At 68.9% G+C, this 20,382-nt stretch carries 13 protein-coding genes and 1 pseudogene; 4 read left to right on the top strand and 10 right to left on the bottom strand.

The features are described 5' to 3' along the window. Positions 1 to 41: 41 nt before the first annotated feature. Complete coding sequence (locus AB0I35_RS01510; RefSeq protein ID WP_357393365.1) at positions 42 to 977, bottom strand: DNA-3-methyladenine glycosylase 2 family protein; 936 nt, start codon at positions 975 to 977, stop codon at positions 42 to 44. A 228-nt stretch (positions 978 to 1,205) separates the two neighbouring features. Further along, positions 1,206 to 4,136 carry an FAD-binding and (Fe-S)-binding domain-containing protein gene (locus tag AB0I35_RS01505; RefSeq protein ID WP_357393363.1) on the bottom strand — a complete coding sequence of 977 codons (2,931 nt, stop codon included), beginning with the start codon at positions 4,134 to 4,136 and terminating at the stop codon, positions 1,206 to 1,208. A 122-nt stretch (positions 4,137 to 4,258) separates the two neighbouring features. On the opposite strand from AB0I35_RS01505, the gene AB0I35_RS01500 reads away from it, so the two are divergent. Beyond that, positions 4,259 to 6,142 (top strand): ABC transporter ATP-binding protein, encoded by a 1,884-nt coding sequence (locus tag AB0I35_RS01500; RefSeq protein ID WP_357393361.1) that lies wholly within the window; start codon positions 4,259 to 4,261, stop codon positions 6,140 to 6,142. 359 nt (positions 6,143 to 6,501) lie between these two features. Here the strand turns inward: AB0I35_RS01500 and AB0I35_RS01495 are convergent, their stop codons facing one another. After that, a complete protein-coding gene (locus AB0I35_RS01495) occupies positions 6,502 to 7,497 on the bottom strand; it encodes an acryloyl-CoA reductase (RefSeq protein WP_357393359.1) in 996 nt (331 codons plus the stop codon). A 104-nt stretch (positions 7,498 to 7,601) separates the two neighbouring features. Beyond that, entirely contained in the window at positions 7,602 to 8,675 is a 1,074-nt protein-coding gene (locus tag AB0I35_RS01490; protein ID WP_357393357.1) for a DNA polymerase IV, read from the bottom strand. A 77-nt stretch (positions 8,676 to 8,752) separates the two neighbouring features. Here AB0I35_RS01490 and AB0I35_RS01485 point away from each other — a divergent pair, with 77 nt between their 5' ends. Continuing rightward, the gene (locus tag AB0I35_RS01485; protein ID WP_357393355.1) at positions 8,753 to 9,316 is read left to right on the top strand and encodes a TetR family transcriptional regulator; all 564 of its coding nucleotides are present in this window, start codon (positions 8,753 to 8,755) and stop codon (positions 9,314 to 9,316) included. A gap of 37 nt (positions 9,317 to 9,353) precedes the next feature. Further along, a pseudogene (locus AB0I35_RS01480) lies at positions 9,354 to 9,761 on the top strand (PaaI family thioesterase); the annotation flags it as partial. Positions 9,762 to 9,960: 199 nt separating this feature from the next. On the opposite strand, the gene lon reads toward AB0I35_RS01480, so the two are convergent. From lon to AB0I35_RS01460, 4 genes are all read right to left on the bottom strand, one after another. Beyond that, the gene (gene lon, locus AB0I35_RS01475) at positions 9,961 to 12,402 is read right to left on the bottom strand and encodes an endopeptidase La (RefSeq protein WP_357393353.1); all 2,442 of its coding nucleotides are present in this window, start codon (positions 12,400 to 12,402) and stop codon (positions 9,961 to 9,963) included. Positions 12,403 to 12,570: 168 nt separating this feature from the next. Then, positions 12,571 to 13,629: a DUF3068 domain-containing protein gene (locus AB0I35_RS01470; protein WP_357393351.1), complete on the bottom strand. Its 1,059-nt coding sequence runs from the start codon at positions 13,627 to 13,629 to the stop codon at positions 12,571 to 12,573. After that, a complete protein-coding gene (locus AB0I35_RS01465; RefSeq protein WP_357393349.1) occupies positions 13,626 to 13,796 on the bottom strand; it encodes a DUF2613 domain-containing protein in 171 nt (56 codons plus the stop codon). Before AB0I35_RS01465 ends, AB0I35_RS01470 begins: the two co-directional genes overlap by 4 nt. A 29-nt stretch (positions 13,797 to 13,825) precedes the next feature. Further along, a complete protein-coding gene (locus tag AB0I35_RS01460; RefSeq protein ID WP_067497329.1) occupies positions 13,826 to 14,602 on the bottom strand; it encodes a hypothetical protein in 777 nt (258 codons plus the stop codon). A 92-nt stretch (positions 14,603 to 14,694) separates the two neighbouring features. Here AB0I35_RS01460 and AB0I35_RS01455 point away from each other — a divergent pair, with 92 nt between their 5' ends. Next, positions 14,695 to 15,315 (top strand): TetR/AcrR family transcriptional regulator, encoded by a 621-nt coding sequence (locus tag AB0I35_RS01455; protein ID WP_357393348.1) that lies wholly within the window; start codon positions 14,695 to 14,697, stop codon positions 15,313 to 15,315. A 301-nt stretch (positions 15,316 to 15,616) separates the two neighbouring features. Here the strand turns inward: AB0I35_RS01455 and AB0I35_RS01450 are convergent, their stop codons facing one another. Both AB0I35_RS01450 and AB0I35_RS01445 read right to left on the bottom strand, forming a co-directional pair. Beyond that, positions 15,617 to 17,218 carry a serine/threonine-protein kinase gene (locus tag AB0I35_RS01450; protein WP_357393346.1) on the bottom strand — a complete coding sequence of 534 codons (1,602 nt, stop codon included), beginning with the start codon at positions 17,216 to 17,218 and terminating at the stop codon, positions 15,617 to 15,619. Positions 17,219 to 17,255: 37 nt separating this feature from the next. Further along, on the bottom strand, positions 17,256 to 20,333 hold the full coding sequence (locus AB0I35_RS01445; protein WP_357393344.1) for an AAA family ATPase: 3,078 nt from the start codon (positions 20,331 to 20,333) through the stop codon (positions 17,256 to 17,258). Positions 20,334 to 20,382: the final 49 nt, after the last annotated feature.

Here is a 20,382-nt window from a genome sequence, read left to right as displayed (position 1 = left end):
ACTCTCCCTTGGGTTCCGTGCAGTGGATTGGGGCCGATCGATCAGCGGTCGCGGTGATCGGTGACGGGTGTACGCGGGCCGAATTTCGGTTTGCGGGCCTGGCCGCTGAGCATGAGCAGACGCACGGCCCGATACCGGTGTGGGCGAAGAGGTTCCAGGTAGGCGACCATGGCGTCGTCGTCGATGGGGCGCCCGAGCAGGCTCCAGCCGACGGTGGCGGCCAGGTGGTAGTCGCCGACGGAGAGGGCGTCGGCGTCACCGAACGCGCGCTGTGCGGTCTCGGCGACGGTCCACACGCCGATGCCAGGGATGCTGCGCAGCCGGGTCGCCGCTTCCCGTGGGTCGAGGCAGGCGGTGCGTTCGATGGCGTCGGCCACGCGGGCGGCACGCACGATCGTCTGCGCGCGCTGGGGGCCCACATTGGCGCGATGGAATTTCCACGACGGTATCCGCCGCCAGGTGTCGGCGTCCGGCGCGATCATCAGGTCGCCCGGTCCGGGGGCCTTGGTGCCGAACTCGCGCACCAGCGTGCGGTACGCCGCGAACGAGGACTTGGTGTGCACCTTCTGCTCGAGAATCGCCGGGATCAACGATTCGAGCACCAGGCCGGTGCGCAGCATCCGCAGACCGGGGACGCGGCGGTGCGCCTCGACCAGCTTGGGATGCTCGGGGGCGAAATCCTCGACGTTCTCCTCGAGGCACAGCATGCGGTCCAGGCCGCTGAGGAACTCCTCCGCACCGGGACCCCAAGCGCGTGCGTGCACGCCGTCACGGCCGTCCTGGGTGAGCCGGTAGGTGACCGGGCCGCTCGGCAGGCGCGAGGCGTGCCAGTGCGAGCCGTCCGGGTCGGTGCGATGGCAGGGATCGCCCATTCCCCGACGCAGGGGCGCCACCGTGAGCCCGACGTCGAAGGGCCTGCTCGACCGGACCGTCCGCGACAGCCCGGCCAGGTCCGGGTTCAGGGTCTGGTCACGCACCGACCCATTGTGCGCTCTTGTCCCCCGACGACGCCATTTCGTAATACCGACCACACGCGCGACGATGAAACCCTCGTCGGCAAACAGTCGGCATCCCCTCGTCACAGGAGGCAACGGATGATCACGGACGCGCTCAACTGGCTGCTGGCCGCATGGGGCAATGTCTTCGCAGGCAGCTCCGGGTATCAGATCCCACCGGGCACCCTCCCCTTCGGCAGCTGAGCCCGGTCACCGTTCCAGCAGGTACCTGGCCAGATGTAGGCCGGGTCTGCGGGCCAGCTGGGCGGCCTGGGTACGGCAGGAGAAGCCGTCGGCCAGGAAGATCGCGTCCGGTGCCAGCGTTTCCAGCGCCGGGAGCAGAGCGTTGTTCGCGACCGCTACGGAGATGTCGTAGTGGCCGTGCTGCATGCCGAAGTTTCCGGCGAGCCCGCAGCAACCGGCCAGTTCCCGGACTGTCACGCCCATCGCCGCGAGGATGGTTCGTTCGGCGGTGAAGCCGCCGACGGCGTGCTGGTGGCAGTGCGGCTGGACGACGACCGTGTCCGCGCGGACCGGTGGTCGCCAGTCTGGGTGCTCGAGGAGGAATTCGGCGAGCGTGCGGACGGATGCGGCCACCCGGGCGGCGCGTGGGTCGTCGGGAAGCAGTTCCGGGAGGTCGGCGCGCAGGGTGGCGGTGCAGGACGGTTCCAGCCCGACCACCTTGCCGCCCTCGGCCACGTGGGCGGCGAGCGCGTCGACGGTGGCGCGCAGGCGGGTGCGGGCGCCGTCCAGCTGGCCGGTGCTGATCCAGGTGAGGCCGCAGCAGACCCGGGCGTCGGGGATGACGACCCGGTAGCCGAGTCGTCCGAGGAGTTCTGTCGCGGCGAGGGCGTTTTCGGGGTCGAAGGTGTCGGTGAAGGTGTCGATCCAAAGCAGGACGGTGCCGCGGTTACCCGGCTGAGTGCCAGGATCCCGGCCGATCCCGAGCTGCGCGAAGGGGAAGTACGCACTCGATAGTGGCTCGGTGCGCTGGTTTCCGCCCAGCGCCGACCACATTCGTCGGAACGACTTCGGCGCCAGCGTCGGCATCTCGCGGCGAGGGTCTATGCCAGACAGGCGCATTCCGATTCGACGCAGGAAGGTCGCGGCGGCGAGGGTATTGACCAGGCGTGGGGCACGTTGGGCCAGGGCCAGCCAGCGGGGGAGTTGGCCGAGCACATAGTGATCCACCGGGCGGGGGCGGCGGCGGTAGCGGCGGTAGAGGGTCTCGGATTTGTAGGTGGCCATGTCGACGCCTGCCGGGCAATCCGAGGAGCAGGCCTTGCACGACAGGCACAGGTCGAGGGATTCCTCGACTTCCTTCGCGCGCCAGTCCAGTTCCCCACGGACCACTTCTTGGAGGACCCGCGCGCGGCCACGTGTGGTGTCTTTTTCGTCGCCGGTCGCCAGGTACGACGGGCACATGAAGCCGCCTGATGCACCGGTGTCGGCTCGGCACTTGCCGATTCCTACACATCTGTGCACAGCTGTGGACAGATCACCGCCGTCGTCGTGGAGGGCGAAGCCATGGGCCCGGACCGGGCTCAGACCGGCTACGCGCAGGTCGGTGTCGACGGGGCGCGGGGCGACCAGCACGCCCGGGTTCAGGATGCCGTCCGGGTCGAACAGGGATTTGAAGCCGGCGAAGGCCGTGCGTGCGGCCGGCGAGTACATGACCTCGAGCAGTTCTGACCGGGCGCGACCGTCACCGTGTTCACCGGACAGTGAACCTCCGTGGCGCACAACCAGATGCGCCGCGTCGAAGAGGAACGAGCGGAAGCGCTGTGGGGCGTCGGCGATGGGGAAGTCGAGGCGGACGTGGATGCAGCCGTCGCCCAGGTGGCCGTAGAGGAGCCCGGTTACGTCGTATTCTTCGGTGAGCGAGGTGAATTCGCGCAGATAGTGGCCGAGATTCTCCGGCGGGACTGCGGCGTCCTCCCAACCAGGCCAGGCCGGCTTTCCGTCGGGTGAGCGGCCGGCGAGGCCCGCACCGTCGGCCCGGATTCGCCAGAGTGCTTTCGTCTCAGCGGCATCCGTGACTATGCGGTGGTCGTCGGCGTGAGCCTCCCTCACGAGCTGCCGAGCTACCGCCAGCGCTTCGGCGGGTGTGGCGCCGGCGGTTTCGACGAACAGCCAGCCGCGGCCGCGTGGGAGGTCGGGGACCGTGCCGCGGTGGGTGCGCACGACGTCGACCAGACCGGCATCGATCCCCTCCACCGCGATCGGTGCGCACTGCATGACGGCCGCGATATCGTCTGCGGCCGAGGCGATATCGGGGTAGCCGAGAACGGTGAGGACGGTCGCGTCCGGCAGGGGAGCAAGCTCGACTTCGGCCTCGAGCAGCACGCCGCACGTTCCTTCTGAGCCCACGAAAGCCTTCGCTATCGACGAACCTCGTTCCGGCAAGAGGTGTTCCAGGCTGTATCCCGACGCTTGCCTGTCGAACCGGCCGAGTTCTGTCCGCAGCACCGCGAGGTTGTCGCGGGTGAATTCGGCCAGGCCGGGTATCGCGGAAAGCTCTGATGGAAAGGATGTTCGGTGGCCGCCGTCGGGCAGTCGGCCGTCGGCGCGCGACCGCGCGGGGGCGGAAGGGCCGGTGCCGAATCGACGCTCGGTGGCAGTTCCGTCGAGAATCCGCAATTCACGGACCGTGTCGGAGGTTCGGCCCCAGGCCAGGGCGTGCGGGCCGCACGCGTTGTTGCCGATCATGCCGCCGAGCGTGCACCGGTCCTGGGTGGAGGGGTCAGGGCCGAAACGCAGGCCGTGCGGGCGCAGATGGGCTTGGAGGTCGGAGAGGACGAGACCCGGTTGAACCCGAACGGTCGCGGACTCCGCGTCGACCGCACGGACGGCATTCATATGGCGGCTGAAGTCGACGACGATCCCGGGGCCGATCGCGTTTCCGGCGACGGAAGTGCCCGCCCCACGCGGGGTAACGGACAGGCCGTTCTCACGCGCGAATGCGAGCGTCGCCACCACATCGTCGTCGCCGCGCGGGAAAACGACCATGGTTGGCCGGACGCGATAGTTGGAGGCGTCGGAGGAGTACTCGGCCAGTCTGCGCGAGGACACATCGACCACACAGCCGACCCGCGCTCGCAAAGCATCGGCAGCCCGCTCCGCATCCACGCGTCTCGTCACTCGTCCAGCCTAATTCCCGGTCCAGGTGGTAGGCCCGGATTGCGGCTTGCTCTCAACCTAACTTGAGGTTCTACTGTCGGTGGGCAGGAGTTGACTGGGCGGGGAGCCGAGGGAGAGCACACATGAGTATCGAGTCCGTGGCCTACAGCCAGATGTATCGGCGGATGAACGCGCCGGAGGAGGAGCGGCCGTTCAGTATGGCCACCGCGCGCCGGATCCTGCGGTTCGCGCAGGCGCACCGGCGCCGGATTTCGGCGTTCTTGCTGCTCAGCGTGGTTGCCGCCGTGCTCGGTGTCGCGACGCCGGTGCTGGCGGGCAAGGTGGTCAACGACATCGTCAACGGGTCGGCACCGCGCACGGTGGTGATTCTGGCGCTCGCCATCGCGGGGTTGGCGATCGTCGACGCGGGCCTCGGGTTGATGATCCGGTGGTTGTCGGCGCGGATCGGTGAAGGGCTGATCCTCGATCTGCGGACCGCCGTGTTCGACCACGTGCAGAAGATGCCGGTGGCGTTCTTCACCCGGACCAGGACCGGTGCGCTGGTGAGCCGGCTGAACTCCGATGTGATCGGGGCGCAGCGCGCGTTCAGCGACACCCTGTCCGGCGTGATCACCAATCTGGTGACGCTGCTGCTCACCCTCGCGGTGATGCTCAGCATCTCCTGGCAGATCACGTTGCTGGCACTCGTGCTGCTCCCCGTGTTCGTCATCCCGGCCCGGCGCGCGGGTAATCGTCTCGCGGAGATGCAGCGCGAGGCGGCCCAGCTCAACGCGGCCATGAGCACCCAGATGACCGAACGGTTCTCCGCGCCCGGCGCCACCCTGGTGAAGCTGTTCGGCAGGCCGCAGCAGGAATCGGCGGAATTCGCCGTCCGGGCCACCCGGGTGCGTGATATCGGGGTGCGCACGGCGATGCTGCAGACCACGTTCGTCACCTCGCTCACGCTGGTGTCGGCGCTGGCCCTTGCCCTGGTCTACGGTCTCGGCGGTTGGTACGCGCTGGCAGGCAGCCTCGACGCGGGGTCGGTCGTCGCGCTGTCGCTGCTGCTGACCAGGCTCTACACCCCGCTCACCGCGCTGGCGAGTGCCCGGCTCGAGATCATGTCGGCGCTGGTGAGCTTCGAGCGGGTGTTCGAGGTGCTGGATCTGAAGCCGCTGATCGAGGACGCGCCCGGTGCCGTCGCGGTGCCCGAGGGCCCGGTCTCGGTGGAACTGGACGGCGTGCACTTCGGGTACCCGTCGGCCGACAAGGTGTCGCTCGCCTCGCTCGAGGACGTCGCCACGCTCGACACGCGCGGCGGGGTGGAGGTGCTCCACGATGTGTCGCTGCGCGCCGAACCCGGCCAGCTGGTCGCGCTCGTCGGCTCCTCCGGTGCGGGCAAATCGACCATCGCCCAACTCGTTTCGCGACTCTACGACGTCGACTCCGGCGCGGTCCGGCTCAACGGAACCGACGTGCGTGAGCTCACCACCGAATCGATCCAGCGCGCCGTCGGCCTGGTCACCCAGGACGGGCACCTGTTCCACGACACCATCCGCGCCAACCTGCTGCTGGCCCGCCCCGAAGCCACCGAAGACGAGCTCTGGGACGCGCTGCACCGCGCCCGCCTCGGCGATCTGGTCGATTCGCTCACCGACGGCCTCGACACCGTCGTCGGCGAACGCGGCTACCGCCTCTCCGGCGGCGAACGCCAACGCCTCACCATCGCCCGCCTGCTGCTCAAGCAGCCGCGCGTGGTGATCCTCGACGAGGCGACCGCCTCCCTGGACTCCACCTCCGAAGCCGCCGTCCAGGAGGCCCTCACCGAGGCCCTCACCGGCCGCACCGCCCTGGTGATCGCCCACCGCCTCTCGACGATCCGCGCCGCCGACCAGATCCTCGTCCTGGAAGACGGCCGCATCATCGAACGCGGCACCCACGCCGACCTCCTCAACGCCGACGGCCGCTACGCCGAGCTGTACAGAACCCAATTCGCCGACGACCCGATAGCACCGGCCATCGCCTGACCCGCCCGGAAGGCCCAAACCCGCCACCTTCCGCACTCCCGTTACACGGCACCACTCGTGTCCGTCCACCACCTACCGCACTACCAGTCACACGGCACCACTCGAGTCCGCCATGACCGCATTCCCAACCCCGCACGACCCGACCTCGAGGAGGGTCCGCCGCGCAGCGGCGTAGCGGCCCGGCCGCGCGAACAGCGCTCGAAGCGCATGCGCGAAGCGCGAGTCTCGAGCGCTGTTCGCGCGGCCCTCCAGGGGCCGCGCTCGAGCGCGCCAGCGCTCCAAAAACACAGCCCAACACCTCCGTGGTGCACAAAACACCGAGGCAGTGCCGCGCCCCAACTAGACCGCCGCCCCCGATCTCAGAACTCGCCTGCGACCCCGATCACCGTGCGCCCGGAGTGGTTGCCGTCCTTGATCGACTGCAGGACATTACCCACTTCGGTGATCGGAGCGAACGACTCCAGCGATGAAAGATGCTGAGGCCGAAGCTCTTTACCGAGCGCAGCCCAAAGAGCCCGCCGCTTCTCGATAGGCAGGAACACCGAGTCGATACCCAGCAGACTCACCCCACGCAGGATGAACGGCAGCACCGTGGCAGGCAGGTCGGAGCCGCCGGTGAGACCACTGGCCGCGACCGCGCCGCCATAGCCGATAGAACTCAGGACGAACGCGAGTGACTTGCCGCCGACGCTGTCGACCGCGGCCGCCCAGTTCGCCTTGTTCAGCGGGCGCGGCTTGGCCTCGGGGTCGAGGGGGAGCCGACCGATCACCTCGTTGGCGCCGAGTTCGGCGAGCAGGTCGCCCGCGTCGGTTTTGCCGGTGGAGGCGATCACCTCGAAGCCGAGGCCGGACAGGATGTCGATGGCGACCGTGCCGACGCCACCGGTGGCGCCGGTGACGAGCACCGCGCCGTCGTCGGGGGTGAGGCCGTGGTCGAGCAGGGCCTGCACGCTCATCGCGGCGGTGAAGCCCGCGGTGCCGATGGTCGCGGCGTCGCGGGTGTCGAGGCCGTCGAGTTTCACCACCCATTCGGCCGGCACCCTGGTGTATTCGGCGAATCCGCCGTTGCGGGAGACGCCCAGGTCGTAGCCGTGCGCGATCACCTGGTCACCGACGGCGAAGTCCTCGGACTCCGAGGCGGTCACCTCGCCGGTGAGGTCGATGCCGGGGACGATCGGGTAGTTGCGGACGACCCCACCGCGCGGCGTGATCGCCAACAGGTCTTTGTAGTTCGCACTCGAGTAGTGGATCTTGATCGTCACATCGCCGGTGCCGAGGAAGTCGTCCCCTACCTCCTCCCGACCGAGCACGATCCCACTATCCGACTCACGGGCCACCATCGCGGAGAAGTTCATGAGCCGAGCATACGAGTCATCCACCCGTCCAGCGACGAATCAAATCCCCGACATTCGACCACCACGCGAGCCTGCCGGCCGATGCCGCCACCAGAGCGTGGTGATCACTCCTCCAGGGGCAGGAGTTCGAGGCGGACGCCGAGGAGGCGGACGGGGCGGTCGAGCTCGAAGCGGTCGATGACGGCCAGGGCCGTGTCGACGATGGTGGCGATGTCGGTGGTCGGCTGGGGGAGTTTGCGCTGCTTGCTGCGGGTGTAGAAGGTTTTGGTTCGCACGGTGACCGAGACGCGGGTGCTCACGCGGTGATGGGCGAGCATCTCCTCGGCGACCTCGGTGGCGATGCGGGCGACCTCGCGCCGGATCTCGTCGGGGTCGGTGAGGTCGTGCGGGAAGGTCTCGGACTTGCTGCGGCCCACCGGGATTCGCGGGGTGGTGGTCAGTTCGGTGTCGCCCTTGCCGTGGCCGAGGACCCACAGGTACGGGCCGGTGTTGGGGCCGAATTCGGCGGCGAGGCGCTGCCGGTCGGCGGCCATGAGGTCGGCGACGGTGGCGATGTCGAGTTCGGCCAGGCGTTTGGCGATGCGTGCCCCGACACCCCAGAGCGCATCGGTGGGGCGGTGGCCCATGAGTTCGGTCCAGTTCGCGGCGGTGAGCTGGAAAATACCGCCGGCGGCACCTGGGTCGTGTTCGGGTTCGGCGGATGTCTTGCCGGTGGATTTGGCGAAGCCGGTGGCCAGTTTGGCGGTGAGCTTGTTGTCCCCGATGCCGACGGAGCAGGTGAGGTCGAGTCCGGTGACGGCATCCCGGATTTCGGTGGCGAGCTGCCAAGGATCACCGTCGGTGGCGACGAAGGCCTCGTCCATGCCCCACACCTCCACCGCACCGGCCACCCGGGCGAGCGTGGCCATGATCTCCGCGGAGGCGGCCTCGTAGGTCGCCATGTCCAGCGGCAGGAACACGCCTTCCGGACATTTGCGCTGCGCGGCCTTCAGCGGCATCCCCGCGCGCACGCCGAAGGCCCTGGCCGGATAGGAAGCGCAGGTCACGACCTTGCGGGGCCGGGTTGGGTCGCCCTCACCGCCCACGATGACGGGCTGTCCGCGCAGCTCGGGGCGACGCCGGAATTCCACCGCCGCCTGGAACTGGTCGAGATCGACATGCAGGAGCCACTGGGGCACAGTTCCGTTCTATCGCATCACCGCCGTGACGGAGCCCAGCTCTTGCGCACGGCGCGAAACAGAACTAAATTCTGTTCATGAAGATCCGAGATCGGTTGTTGCTCGCCGCGGAGCGGCAGTTCGCCGAACACGGTGTCCTCGATGCCACGCTCAACGACATCCGCGCCGCCGCCGAAGCCAGCGTCGGCGCGCTCTACCACCACTTCCCCGACAAGGCCGACCTGTACCGGCAGGTCTGGGCCAACGCGCTCACCGACTATCAACAGCACTTCTACGCCGCTGTCGCCGACTGTGCCGACGCCGAGACCGGCGTCGTCGCGGGCGTGCACGCACATCTGCGCTGGGTGCAGGAAAACCAGTACCGCGCAACCGTTCTCACCGCCGCACGCCCGCCTGGTGTGCGCGAGAGCGAGCGCAATCTGGAGTTCTTCACCTCGGTCCGCCGCTGGTGGCGGACCCATGTCGCGTACGGCACGGTGCGCGACCTCGAACTCGACCTCGTCTACGCCCTGTGGCTGGGGGCGGCACAGGAATACAGCCGCCAATGGCTTGGTGGCAATATCCGTACCGCGCCAACCGATGTCGCTCCCGAACTCGCCGCGGCTGCCTGGGCGACCCTACGGGTCGAGGGCGCCGAATAGTCACCGAGCACCGCCACTGGAAAGAACGGAACACCCGATGCCGACCGAAGCCACCTCCCTCGACCTCGACCTGGCCCGGCAGGTACTCGCCGCGCAACCCTTCGCTCGTCTCGTCGGTACCGAACTGACCGAATTCGGCGACGGCGCAGCCACATTGGTGATCGAGATCCAGCCCGAGCACGGCCAGCAGTTCGGCTTCGTGCACGGCGGGGTGCTCGCCTACGCCGCCGACAACGCACTCACCTTCGCCGCCGGAACCGTACTCGGCCCGAATGTCCTCACCGGCGGTTTCACCATCACCTACCTGCGCCCGGCCAAGGGGGAGCGGCTGCGCGTGCACGCCACCGTGCTCGGCGCGACCCGGCGCCAGGCCGTCACCCACTGCGACGTCTACGCCGAGACCGAGGGCGAGGAACCGATCCACTGCGCCGTGGCCCAGGGCACGACCCGCCGCGTCGAGAAGGACCTGACCCCCACGACCGAAACGGACGAGGACACCGAATTCGAGGACGACGAGGACGAGTACGAGACCGACCAGCTCACCGTCGTCACCGCGGACATGGCCGAGCTACCGCCGACCGTCAGCCGGTAGCCCGGCGCACGAAAAGGGGGGCCGTGCGCGAATGCACGGCCCCCCTTTTCGATCAGGCGCTGACGGCGAACGTACCGTCGGCGGCCGGTTCGGCGACGGGCTCGATGGCGTAGGCCAGGATGTCGGCCACGTCGGCGACGGGGCGCACGTCCAGGGCCTCGAGCACCTCGGCGGGCACTTCGTCCAGGTCCGGCTCGTTGCGGGCCGGGATGAAGACCGTCTTCAGGCCGGCTCGCTGCGCGGCGAGCAGCTTCTGCTTCACCCCGCCGATCGGCAGCACCCGGCCGTTGAGGGTGACCTCGCCGGTCATACCCACATCGGCGCGCACCTGACGATCCAGCGCCAGCGACACCAGGGCGGTGACCATGGTGACACCCGCCGACGGACCGTCCTTGGGGACCGCGCCAGCCGGGAAGTGGATGTGGATATTGCGGTCGAGCACCTTCGGCTCGATCCCGATCTCCTCCAGGTGCGAACGCACGTAGGTGAGGGCGATCTGTGCCGACTCCTTCATCACGTCACCGAGCTGACCGGTGAGAGTGAGCGAACGCTCGCCCTCGGCGGCATTGGCCTCGATGTAGAGGACATCGCCACCGGCACCGGTCACCGCGAGGCCCGTCGCCACACCGGGGACGGCGGTGCGTTCCACCGAGTCCGGGGTGAAGCGGGGGCGGCCGAGGTAGTCGGTGAGGTTGTCCACATCGATCACCAGGCTCTGCACCTGGCCTGCCGGCTGCGGACCGGTGCTGATGTCGATGACATTGTCGTAGCCGAGTTCGGGGTCGTACCCGAGCGCGCCATCCGCGCCCTGCCCGGCATCGGCACCGCCGGTCACGAGGCGAGTCGCAGCCTTGCGCAAGGCTTTCGCGACGAGCCGCTCCATCTGGCGCACCCCGGCCTCGCGGGTGTAGTTGGCCGCGACCTCGCGCAGCGCCGCCTCGGTGATCGACACCTCGTCGGCCGTCAGTGCATTGCGCTCCAGCTGCCGCGGGACGAGGAAGTCGCGCGCGATGGCCACCTTGTCGGCCTCGGTGTAGCCGTCGACCGTGATGAGTTCCATGCGGTCGAGCAACGGCCCGGGGATGGTGTCCATGACGTTGGCGGTCGCGATGAACAGCACGTTGGACAGGTCGAGGTCCAGGTCAAGGTAGTGATCGCGGAAGGTGTGGTTCTGCGCGGGGTCGAGCACCTCGAGCAGCGCCGCCGCCGGATCACCGCGGAAGTCGGAACCGACCTTGTCGATCTCGTCCAGCAGGACAACCGGATTCATCGATCCCGCCTCCTTCACCGCGCGCACGATGCGGCCCGGCATGGCACCGACGTAGGTGCGGCGGTGGCCGCGGATCTCGGCCTCGTCGCGCACGCCACCGAGGGCGACGCGAACGAACTTGCGGCCCAACGCCTTCGCGACCGACTCGCCGAGCGAGGTCTTACCGACACCGGGCGGACCGACGAGCACCATCACCGCACCCGACCCGCGGCCACCGACCACCTCGAGCCCACGCGACGCGCGACGCGAACGCACCGCGAGGTACTCGACCATTCGGTCCTTCACCTCGTCGAGCCCGTGGTGATCGGCGTCGAGGATCGCGCGGGCGCCCGAAACATCGGTGTTGTCTTCGGTTTTCACTGTCCACGGCAGGTCGAGGACGGTGTCGAGCCAGGTGCGGATCCAGCCCGACTCGGGGCTCTGGTCGCTGGCGCGTTCGAGCCTGCCGACCTCGCGCAGCGCCTCGGCACGCACGTTCTCCGGCAGGTCGGCGTTCTCCACCCGGGTGCGGTAGTCGTCGGCGCCGTCGGGTTCGTCCTCGCCGAGTTCCTTGCGAATGGCGTTGAGCTGCTGGCGGAGCAGGAATTCGCGCTGGCTCTTCTCCATGCCGTCGCGCACTTCTTCGCTGATCTTCTCGGTGACCTCGACCTCGGCGATGTGCGCCTTGATCCACTCGATCTGCTTGGTCAGCCGCTGTGCGACATCGGGGGTCTCGAGCAGTTCGCGCTTCTGCTCGTTGGTCAGGTACGGCGCGTAACCGGCCGTGTCGGAGATGGTTTCGGGGTTGTCGAGCTGGTTGACGATGTCGATGATCTGCCAGGCCTCACGGCGCTGCAGAACGGCGATCACCAGCTTGCGGTACTCGGCGGCGAGTTCGGTGGTCCGTTCGTCGGGCGCGGGTGCCTCGACGGGTTCGGCCTCGACCCACAGCGCAGCACCCGGCCCCGTGACCCCGTGCCCGATTCGCGCCCGGCGCTCGGCCTTGAGCACGGCCGCGGGCGCGCCACCGCGCATCCGGCCGATCTGTTCGATGGTGGCGACCACGCCGTAGGAGGCGTAGCCCTCGTCCAGTCGCGGCGCCACGAGCACGGCGCCGGTCTTGCCTGCCTGCGCGGCGTCGATGGCGGCCTGCGCGGACTCGTCCAGTTCGATGGGCACGACCATGCCCGGCAGCACGATCGGATCGGTCAGGAACAGCACCGGCAGGTTCTGAGCTGTAGTCATATCGACCCTTCCAAAAGTTGAGCTTTGCTGACTCAACTACAGAAGATCGCACTTTGTTCCGACCCCGGCAACCGTTCACTCACGGCGAACGAAACGCCGAACGCCCCCGGCTCCCGAGGGGTAGGTGGGAGCCGAGGGCGTTCGGGCGTTGATGGTTTTTCGGGGGGTCTACAGGTTGCGCTGGAGCCTTTCGGTCGGCGGATCGATGGTGCGGCCACGACTGCTCAGCACACCGAGGACGATGCCCGCGATGACGAGGATCGCGCCGAGGATGCCGAAGACCACCGGCAGGGTCTTGCCGAAGAGATCGAGCTTGTCGAGGCTCTCCTGGGTCACGCCGAGCTGTGCGTTGATGGTCTCCTCGTCGAAGACCAGGTGCGCCTTGAGCGCGGTGACGTCGACCTTGTCGGCACTGCGGCCGTAGAACAGGTGGATGGACTCGCCACCCTTGAGGACCGCGCCGGTCCTGGGCTCCACCCACACGTCGCGGGTGTTGGTGTAGTAGCGGGTCATGGTGACCGGCTCTTCACCCTCGAGGCCCCACTTGGCGGCGGGCAGGGTGAGCTTGTTGGTGGCGGCCGGGACGACGTCCCACATGTTCGTCACCGGGATGGTCTGGCGGAAGTGGTACACCGGCACGCCGTTGACCTCGGACTCCTCGACGAAGTCGATGTCGTAGGTGGCGCGGGCGTTGAGATCGAAGTAGGGGTAGGACTTCTTCTCGGTGCCGATCGGGAACCGGTACTGCAGACCACGCCGCTGCGACGGGTCGGCCACCGAGGCGCCCGACTTGTCGACGTTCACGGCGATGGAGCCGTTGGGGGAGGCGTCGATCGGCTCGCCGGTCCTGCGGTCGATGGTGACCCGGTCGACGGAGGCGGTGAGCAGCCCGGTGTCACCGTCGCGGTCGTCGCGACGCAGCGTCTGACCCGCCTGCACGGTCATCTCGTCGGCGTCCGACGGCTCCTCGACGGTGAGGAACCGCTGCGACACGATCGGCACTCCGGTGTCGATCTTGGCCGAGCCCTCGGGCGAGGTGAGCGACTTCGCGTCCAGCACGAGGGCTTCCTCGCCGGGAACGCTCTTGGCGATGGTGGTGATCCGCAGGTCCAGTGGCGTCTTGGCCACCTTGCCGACGGTGTAGGTGGGGATCATGGCGGCGCACGCGAGCAGCAGTGCACCGAGACCGACGAGGATGCAGGCGATGATCCTGCGCACGTTGCTCATCGGCTGCCGTACGTGACGTTGCCGAGCAGCGACGAACCCGGGTCACCGGTCGTGTCCGGCTCGGGAATCGAATTCTGTTGCGCGCCAGCGGTGATGCCCAACACGGCAATCACCCCGAGGATCGCGCCGGCCAGCCCGCTGATCAGGCCGGGGACGGCAAACTTCATAGATCGAACTCCAATTGCGTTGTGCCGGTTCAGGCGACGGAGAAGAACCCGATGGTCGGGGCGAACGAGCAGGTCCGGTTACCGTCGGCGGTTTCGGTGGTGAGCGAGCCGGTGACGACCGCGACGACCCGTCCCGCACCGGTGTCGGCGATGGCCGAGAGGGTGGCGGGGCCGTCGGGGTTGATGCCCGCCGCGTTGGTGAGCACCTGGGTGCCGGTGCGGCGGTTGTCCAGGTTGACCCACTGCACGGTCATCGGCGGGTTCTGCTCGACGGTGGGGGTTTTGGTGCCGAGCGCGGTGAACACGAAGCCGGTCTGGCCCGCGCCCGGTCCGGGCGGGGGCAGTTCGGCCGGACCGGGGACCGCGAGCGCGGTACCGACCGAGTCGGAGGTGGGGCCGATGCAACCCTTGCCGATGGTCGGGTACAGGAACTGCGCGATGCGCGGGCCGTCGGCGGGCGGCAGCTCGGGGCCACCACCGCCGCTGCCGTCGAGGAACTTGATGATCCGCTCGAGGGTCGACTTGACCTGCGCGGGGATGCCGGGGGTGGCCAGCAGCAGACGTGCCTGGGCCAGGATCGCGGCCTGTCCGCCGTCGGCGATGAGGCCGGGACCGGAGATGGCGCCTACGATCGTCGGTGCCAGCGCTGCCAGCGTCTCGGAGGGCACGTTCTCCGCGATGGCGGGAACGCTCTGCTGCGCCGCGTGCTGCGGTGCGGCCAGGGTTGGCGTGGGCGCCACGAGTACAGCACTCGCCGCTAGTACGAAAGCAGACACTGCGGTCCGCGATCCTCGGGTGCTCAGCACTGGTCGGCCGTCCTTCGTTCGGTGGATAAATGGAGCGACCCGGAATTCACAGGAATGTCTGTGTTATCCGGAGTTTCAGATACTTTGGAGAGGTGACTACAGCGGACAGACGGTATGGGGGTCGTACGGTCGTCGCGCGTAAAGCCGAGCGCCGACAGCGATTCCTGGAAGCAGCGACGCGAATCTTCGCCGAACGCGGGTACGCCACGTGCTCGCTGGCCGAGGTGTGCGCGGCCGCCGGGCTGTCCAAGCGGCAGTTCTACGAGGAGTTCGAGACCCGCGAAGACGTGCTGGTGGCGGCCTACGACCGCATCCAGGACGATGCCGCCGCGGCCGTCGCCGCCGCGCTCGCCGACCTCACGACACCCACCGACCCCGAACTCGCGCTGCACGCCGGGTTCCGCGCGTACCTCGAATCGCTCGGCTCGGACCCGTACCGGGCCCAGGTCGCGCTCATCGAGGTGGTCGGGGTGAGCGACCGGATGGAGCACCACCGCCGCTCGCGCAGGCACGCGTGGTCGGTGCTGATCGGTTCGGCGCTGGTCGACATCGGCGTGCGCCTGCGCGGCGACGCCGAACTCACCACCGCCCTGCTCACCGGCGCGGTGACGGGAGTCGCGCACGAGTGGCTGTTGCGCGAGTCCCGGCCGCCGGTCAGCGAACTGGTGGATCTGCTGACCGGTGCCGCCTTGGCACTTGTCGATTTCGAGTGATTCGCGCGCAGCCGACGAGAGGGTGGCAAATACGTGCGCCTGCCGCCTACTCAATCAACTCCCTTTCCGGACATTGTGAGACCGAACGGCTTCACAGTGTGGGACGAGAGTCTGGCACAGGAGTGACTCAGGTCGCAACGGCAGAATTTTTGAGACGGGTATCACCTGTGCGTTTGTAGATTGTCACGATCGCGAAATCGGCCATTCGAGGACGTCCGACAGGGCCTCAGGTTACTGGTCAGTCGACCGATTAGGGGCGCGTTCGGCGGACTTCCGGCAATTGAACGGCAGCCTGTTCTACCTACTTCTTGTGCAGGGTGCCCGCGATGGAACCGCCGAACACTCCCGGCGTGCTGTATCGGAGCGTGCCGTCCGACTGGCGGGTGACGGTGGAGGTGTTGCCGTCGTCGACGCAGTCGCCGTGCGTATCGCCGGTGAGGCGGGCGCGGAAGACCAGGCGATCGTCGCTCGCCTGGGTGAGCGTCTCGGCCCGTTCGCAGCGCGTCCGCGAGATCTGGCCTGTATTGGATGCCGTGGCCAGTTCCTGGCCGACCTCGCCCGGGCCGATGGTCAGCACGATGTCGAAGGTGACGAGGCCGTCGGCGGCCTGGCCGGTCCAGGTGCCGATGAAGGAATCCGGGACGGTCGATACCGATCGGGTGCCGGTCTCGGTGCCGGTCGGGGGCGTGCCCGGCGGGATCGTCAGCGTGGCGGTGCCCGATTGATCGCCGAGCCGGATGCCGATCAGCGAGGCCATGACGGCCGCGACGACCGCTGTCACGGAGACGGCCGCGATCAGAAGGGCGCGGGTTCGGGCGCGATGAGGGGCTTTCGTCGGTGACGGGGCGTGCCCTTGTGAGAAGTGCCCGCCTGACGTGTGGCCGCCTTGCGTCGTTGTCCGCGCGACCGGGGTCTGGTACGACACGGTCTGCGGGCGGCCGGGCGCGGTGATGCTCGCGAGGGCAGTCGGGTCCGTGCGGTGGCTCGGGGGAACCGCTGTGGGACGGGCGCCTGGGTCGGTGTCGAGGTCGAGCAGTCGTACCGCGCGCATGCTCACGTCCTGCATGACGAGTGGTGGGAGCCAGCCTGCGCCGTCCGGGGTGCCGATCTTCCTCAGCTCGGCAAGCGCCTGTTGTGGAGTCGGGCGGTCGGCGGGGTTCTTGGCCAGGCACGCTTCGATCAGTGGCCGGAAGCTCGGCGGTACGGCGTCGAGGTTCGGCTGCTCGTAGACGATGCGGTAGAGCAGTTGCACCATGTCGGCCGTGCCGAACGGGCCGTGCCCGCAGGCGGCGAAGGTCAGGACGCCGCCGAGGGCGAAGACATCGCAGGCGGGACCGAGCGGTTCGCCGGTGATCTGTTCGGGACACATGAAACCCGGTGAGCCGATGACTCTTCCGGTGGTGGTGAGCGCCGTGTCCTCCGTGGCGCGGGCGATACCGAAGTCGATCACCTTGGGGCCGTCGACGGCGAGCAGCACGTTCGACGGTTTCAGGTCGCGATGCACGATGCCGACCGAATGCACCGCGACCAGCGCCGCGGCCAGGCCGTGCGCGAGGGCGAGCAGGGATCGCTCGGGGAAAGGGCCGTACTCGGTGACAGCGTCCGACAGGGAGATACCGGCCACGTAACCCGTTGCCAGCCAGGGCGGATGAGCGTCGACTTCGGCGTCCAGGACGGGTGCGGTGAAAGCACCTGCCACGCGGCGGGCGGCCGCGACCTCCCGGCGGAACCGGGCCCGCAGTTCCGGATCGCCCAGCAGATCCGGGCGGATCACCTTCACCGCGACCGTGCGACCACCGGAATTGCGGCCCAGATACACCTTGCCCATACCGCCCGCGCCGAGGACACCGAGTAGCCGGTAGTCCCCGATCCGGCGCGGGTCGTCGGCGTTCAACGGCTGCATCGCGTGAGGTCCCCTTCGAACGAACTACCTCGCGAGGTTATCCGGAATACGGGCGCTCGGCGGGGCGGCGAGGAATCTCGGTACGGGTGCTGATGCCGAGTTTGGCGAGGATATGACGGACGTGCGTTTCGACGGTCCGCTCGGAAAGCACCAGGCGATGGGCGATCTCGCGGTTGGTCGCGCCCGCCGCGACGAGGTCGTGTACCTCCCGTTCGCGGGCGGTGAGGGGATCGGCGGCGCGGGTAGCGGCGGTGATCGCGGCGAGCAGGTCGTCGGCTTGCCGCAGGCGGTGGGGCATATGGAGACGGCGGAATGCGGTGGCGGCCTGGTCGGCGGCGGTCCGGGCCGCGGCGAGATCGGCGGTGGGATCGGCACGCGGGCCGGTGGCGCACCCGGCATGAGGGTCGGCGTCGTCGACGACGCTGCGGTCGGGGTCGGCGGGAACACTGGTGGCGGTGCGGGTGGCGCGGGCCAGATGAGTGCGGGCAAGGCCGAGGTGGCCGAGGGCGACGAAGGGGTGGGCGCCTATTTCGGTGTCCATGGTGAGGCCGAGGCGGTAGAGGTCGATGGCGGCGTTCAGGTGGCCCCCCACCCTGGCGTTGTCGGCGCGGACGCGGGCCAGGGAGCCGACGCAGATCAGTGCGCCCGTGCCGTCGGCGGCGTAGTTGTGCTCGCGACCGGCCAGGACACGGTAGACCCGGTCGGCGGTGTCGGCGTCGTCGAGCAGTTCGGCTACCAGGCCGACCGAGTACACCGTTCCGTTCCAGCGTGGACCGATCTCGAGGGTGTCGGGGAGCGAGCGGAACGGTTCGAACAAGGCGCGGGCCTCGTCGAGGTCACCTGCCAAGGCGTGCATCATCGGGGAGAACAGTTGTGCGATGGGTATTTTCGGAGCGAAGGCCAGCGCGGCGACGGCTTCGTTCATGGCGGTGCGGTCGACGTGGCCGACGATCACCGCGTGCATTCCACGGAAGGCGTGGTGCAGCCCGGCGAGGGAATAGTCACCGATGCCGAGCGCCAATTCATAGGCGGCGGCATCGAATTCGAGCGCGGCGTCGAGTTCGCCGACCAGCGCCGCGCGAGTGGCGCGCAAGCGCAGCAGGTGCCAGCGGGCCACCGGAAGTTTGCGGCGGTCGGCCAGGAGTTCGATGTGGTCGAGGGCATTGTCGAAGGCGGGGAGGTCGCCGCGTTGCAGGGCGGCATCGGCTGTCCACACATATCCCCAGAGCTGCGCCAGTGGTTGTTCGGCATCGACCGCGATCTCGATCGCGCGCGCAGCCAGCGCCGTTCTCTCGTCGAGGTATTCGGTGGTGGCAAGCGAGAGGTGGCGGGCATGGATGACATCGAGCGCGACATCGGGATCGGTGGAACCCTCGGCGGCGCGCATGGCCTCCTGCGACAGGCGTCTGGCCTCGGCACCCGCACCGCGATCGGCCGCCGACAGGGCTCGTTGGGCAAGTAACCGGGCGATCAAGTCGGCGTGCTCGGCCGGATCCAATCGCTGTAAGGCTCTGCCACACAGGTGATCCAGCTGTGTCATGACGGTCGGCGTCGTGACGCCGTGGACGACGAGACCCGCCTCGGCGAGCAGATCGGGGCGGCCGACCTGTTCGGCGAGGTCGCTCGCCCGCACGCAGTGCTCGAGGCTGTCGGCGATCCGTCCGTCCGCGAACTCATCACGCGCGAGGTCGATCAGCGACTCGGCCCGCTCCTCGGCAGCCTGCCCCGCCGCGTCGATGGCCCACTGCCCGAACCGAATCGCCTCCGCGTACGCCGCCGCCGCCCGAGCGGACCGCGCCGCCACCCGCGACCAGTACAGACACGACGAAGACTCCCCACACCCACTCGCCTGCCGCCAATGCGTCGCGATCAGTCCCGCGAGCCCGTCACCGCAGCTGTCGGCCAAGGTGACCGCCGCCGCCCGATGCAGCACCGCCCGGCGCGACGGCGCCAGATCGGCATACACCGCATCCCGGATCAACGCGTGCGCGAACCCGTTCGCCCCCTCGGCGAAACGGCGCACGATTCCCGCCGCCGTCGCCGTGTCGAGCGCCCGCAGCACCAGCTCCCGCACGCTTTCGCGGTGCACGCCACCATCACCCGTACCGGACCCGCCCGCGCGGGCACCCTCGACCGCGCCCTCCACCTCCGGTGGGCGTTGGTTCCGACCACCAGCGGTTCCGCGATTGGTATGCATACCGGCAGACGAGGCATCCTGTTCGACGCTCGTGCCCTGATCCGGCCGGTCTCCCGGTGCCGACTGCGCGCAGGCCGACTCGAACACGCGGGCAAGGAGATCCACGTCTATGCGTTCACCGAGAACGCTCGCCGTGCCGAGGATGTCGATCTGTTCGGGGGAGAGGTGATCGAGGCGGGTGAGGACCAGACGGCGGAAACCGGGGACCTCGATCAGGGGGTCTCCCGAGCGTGCGGGGTCGGAGTCGATGACCAGGCGGACCAGGAGGGGGTTGCCGTCGGTGCGGGCGTGGACGCGGGGAGCGTATTCCGCAGGGAGACGGTGGCATTCGAGCCAGTAGCGGACCTCCGGCTCGGAAAAGGCTGGGACGGAGAGGAAATGGGCGTGCGGCAGGCGTAGCCAGTCGGGCTGGACGGCGAGGAGGTCCTCGCCCGCGGGTTCGCGGGCGGTGGCGACGATGAGCAGTCCGGTGCGCTCGGTCTGGGCGGCGACGTGGCCGAGCAGGGCCAGCGAGGTGGGATCGGCCCAGTGCAAGTCCTCGAGGATCAGCAGCAGACCGGGGGCCGAGGACGCGGCGGTGAGTGCGTCGGCGACCTCGGCGAACATCCGGAACCGGCGTTCGGCCGCGGCGCCTGGCTCGGCGACCGTGTCCAGCGCGGCGGCCAGGCCGGGCACGGAACGAGCCGCGCGCCGCCACAACCACAGCGGCGGCATACCCGCGTCGTCGACGGCATTGCCGCGCGCCACCGGCATGTCCGCTTCGGCGGCGAGCTCGGCTGCCCGGTCGGCCAGCCACGATTTGCCGATCCCGGCGGGCCCGCTCACCAGCACGAAACGACCCGAACCCGACTGCGCGGCCAGCACCGCGGCACGCAACCGGGCGAGCTCCTCGTGCCGCCCGACGACCGGAGTCCGCATCGTCCCAGTATCCGCGCATCGGGCGAAGTTCAGTACCGCTTATACGTAC

Origin of the sequence: Nocardia sp. NPDC050378 (assembly GCF_040655675.1) — a bacterium.
GTDB classification, from domain to species: Bacteria; Actinomycetota; Actinomycetes; order Mycobacteriales; family Mycobacteriaceae; genus Nocardia; species Nocardia coubleae.
Note: the sequence above shows the minus strand (reverse complement) of the source record. Positions and strands in the feature narration are given on the sequence as shown.

Coding starts and splice junctions, on each gene's coding strand:
- AB0I35_RS01445 (WP_357393344.1), bottom strand. CDS start 20,333: ATGCGGACTCCGGTCGTCGGGCGGCACGAGGAGCTCGCCCGGTTGCGT.
- AB0I35_RS01470 (WP_357393351.1), bottom strand. CDS start 13,629: ATGAGCAACGTGCGCAGGATCATCGCCTGCATCCTCGTCGGTCTCGGT.
- AB0I35_RS01495 (WP_357393359.1), bottom strand. CDS start 7,497: ATGAACTTCTCCGCGATGGTGGCCCGTGAGTCGGATAGTGGGATCGTG.
- lon (WP_357393353.1), bottom strand. CDS start 12,402: ATGACTACAGCTCAGAACCTGCCGGTGCTGTTCCTGACCGATCCGATC.
- AB0I35_RS01465 (WP_357393349.1), bottom strand. CDS start 13,796: ATGAAGTTTGCCGTCCCCGGCCTGATCAGCGGGCTGGCCGGCGCGATC.
- AB0I35_RS01500 (WP_357393361.1), top strand. CDS start 4,259: ATGAGTATCGAGTCCGTGGCCTACAGCCAGATGTATCGGCGGATGAAC.
- AB0I35_RS01485 (WP_357393355.1), top strand. CDS start 8,753: ATGAAGATCCGAGATCGGTTGTTGCTCGCCGCGGAGCGGCAGTTCGCC.
- AB0I35_RS01450 (WP_357393346.1), bottom strand. CDS start 17,218: ATGCAGCCGTTGAACGCCGACGACCCGCGCCGGATCGGGGACTACCGG.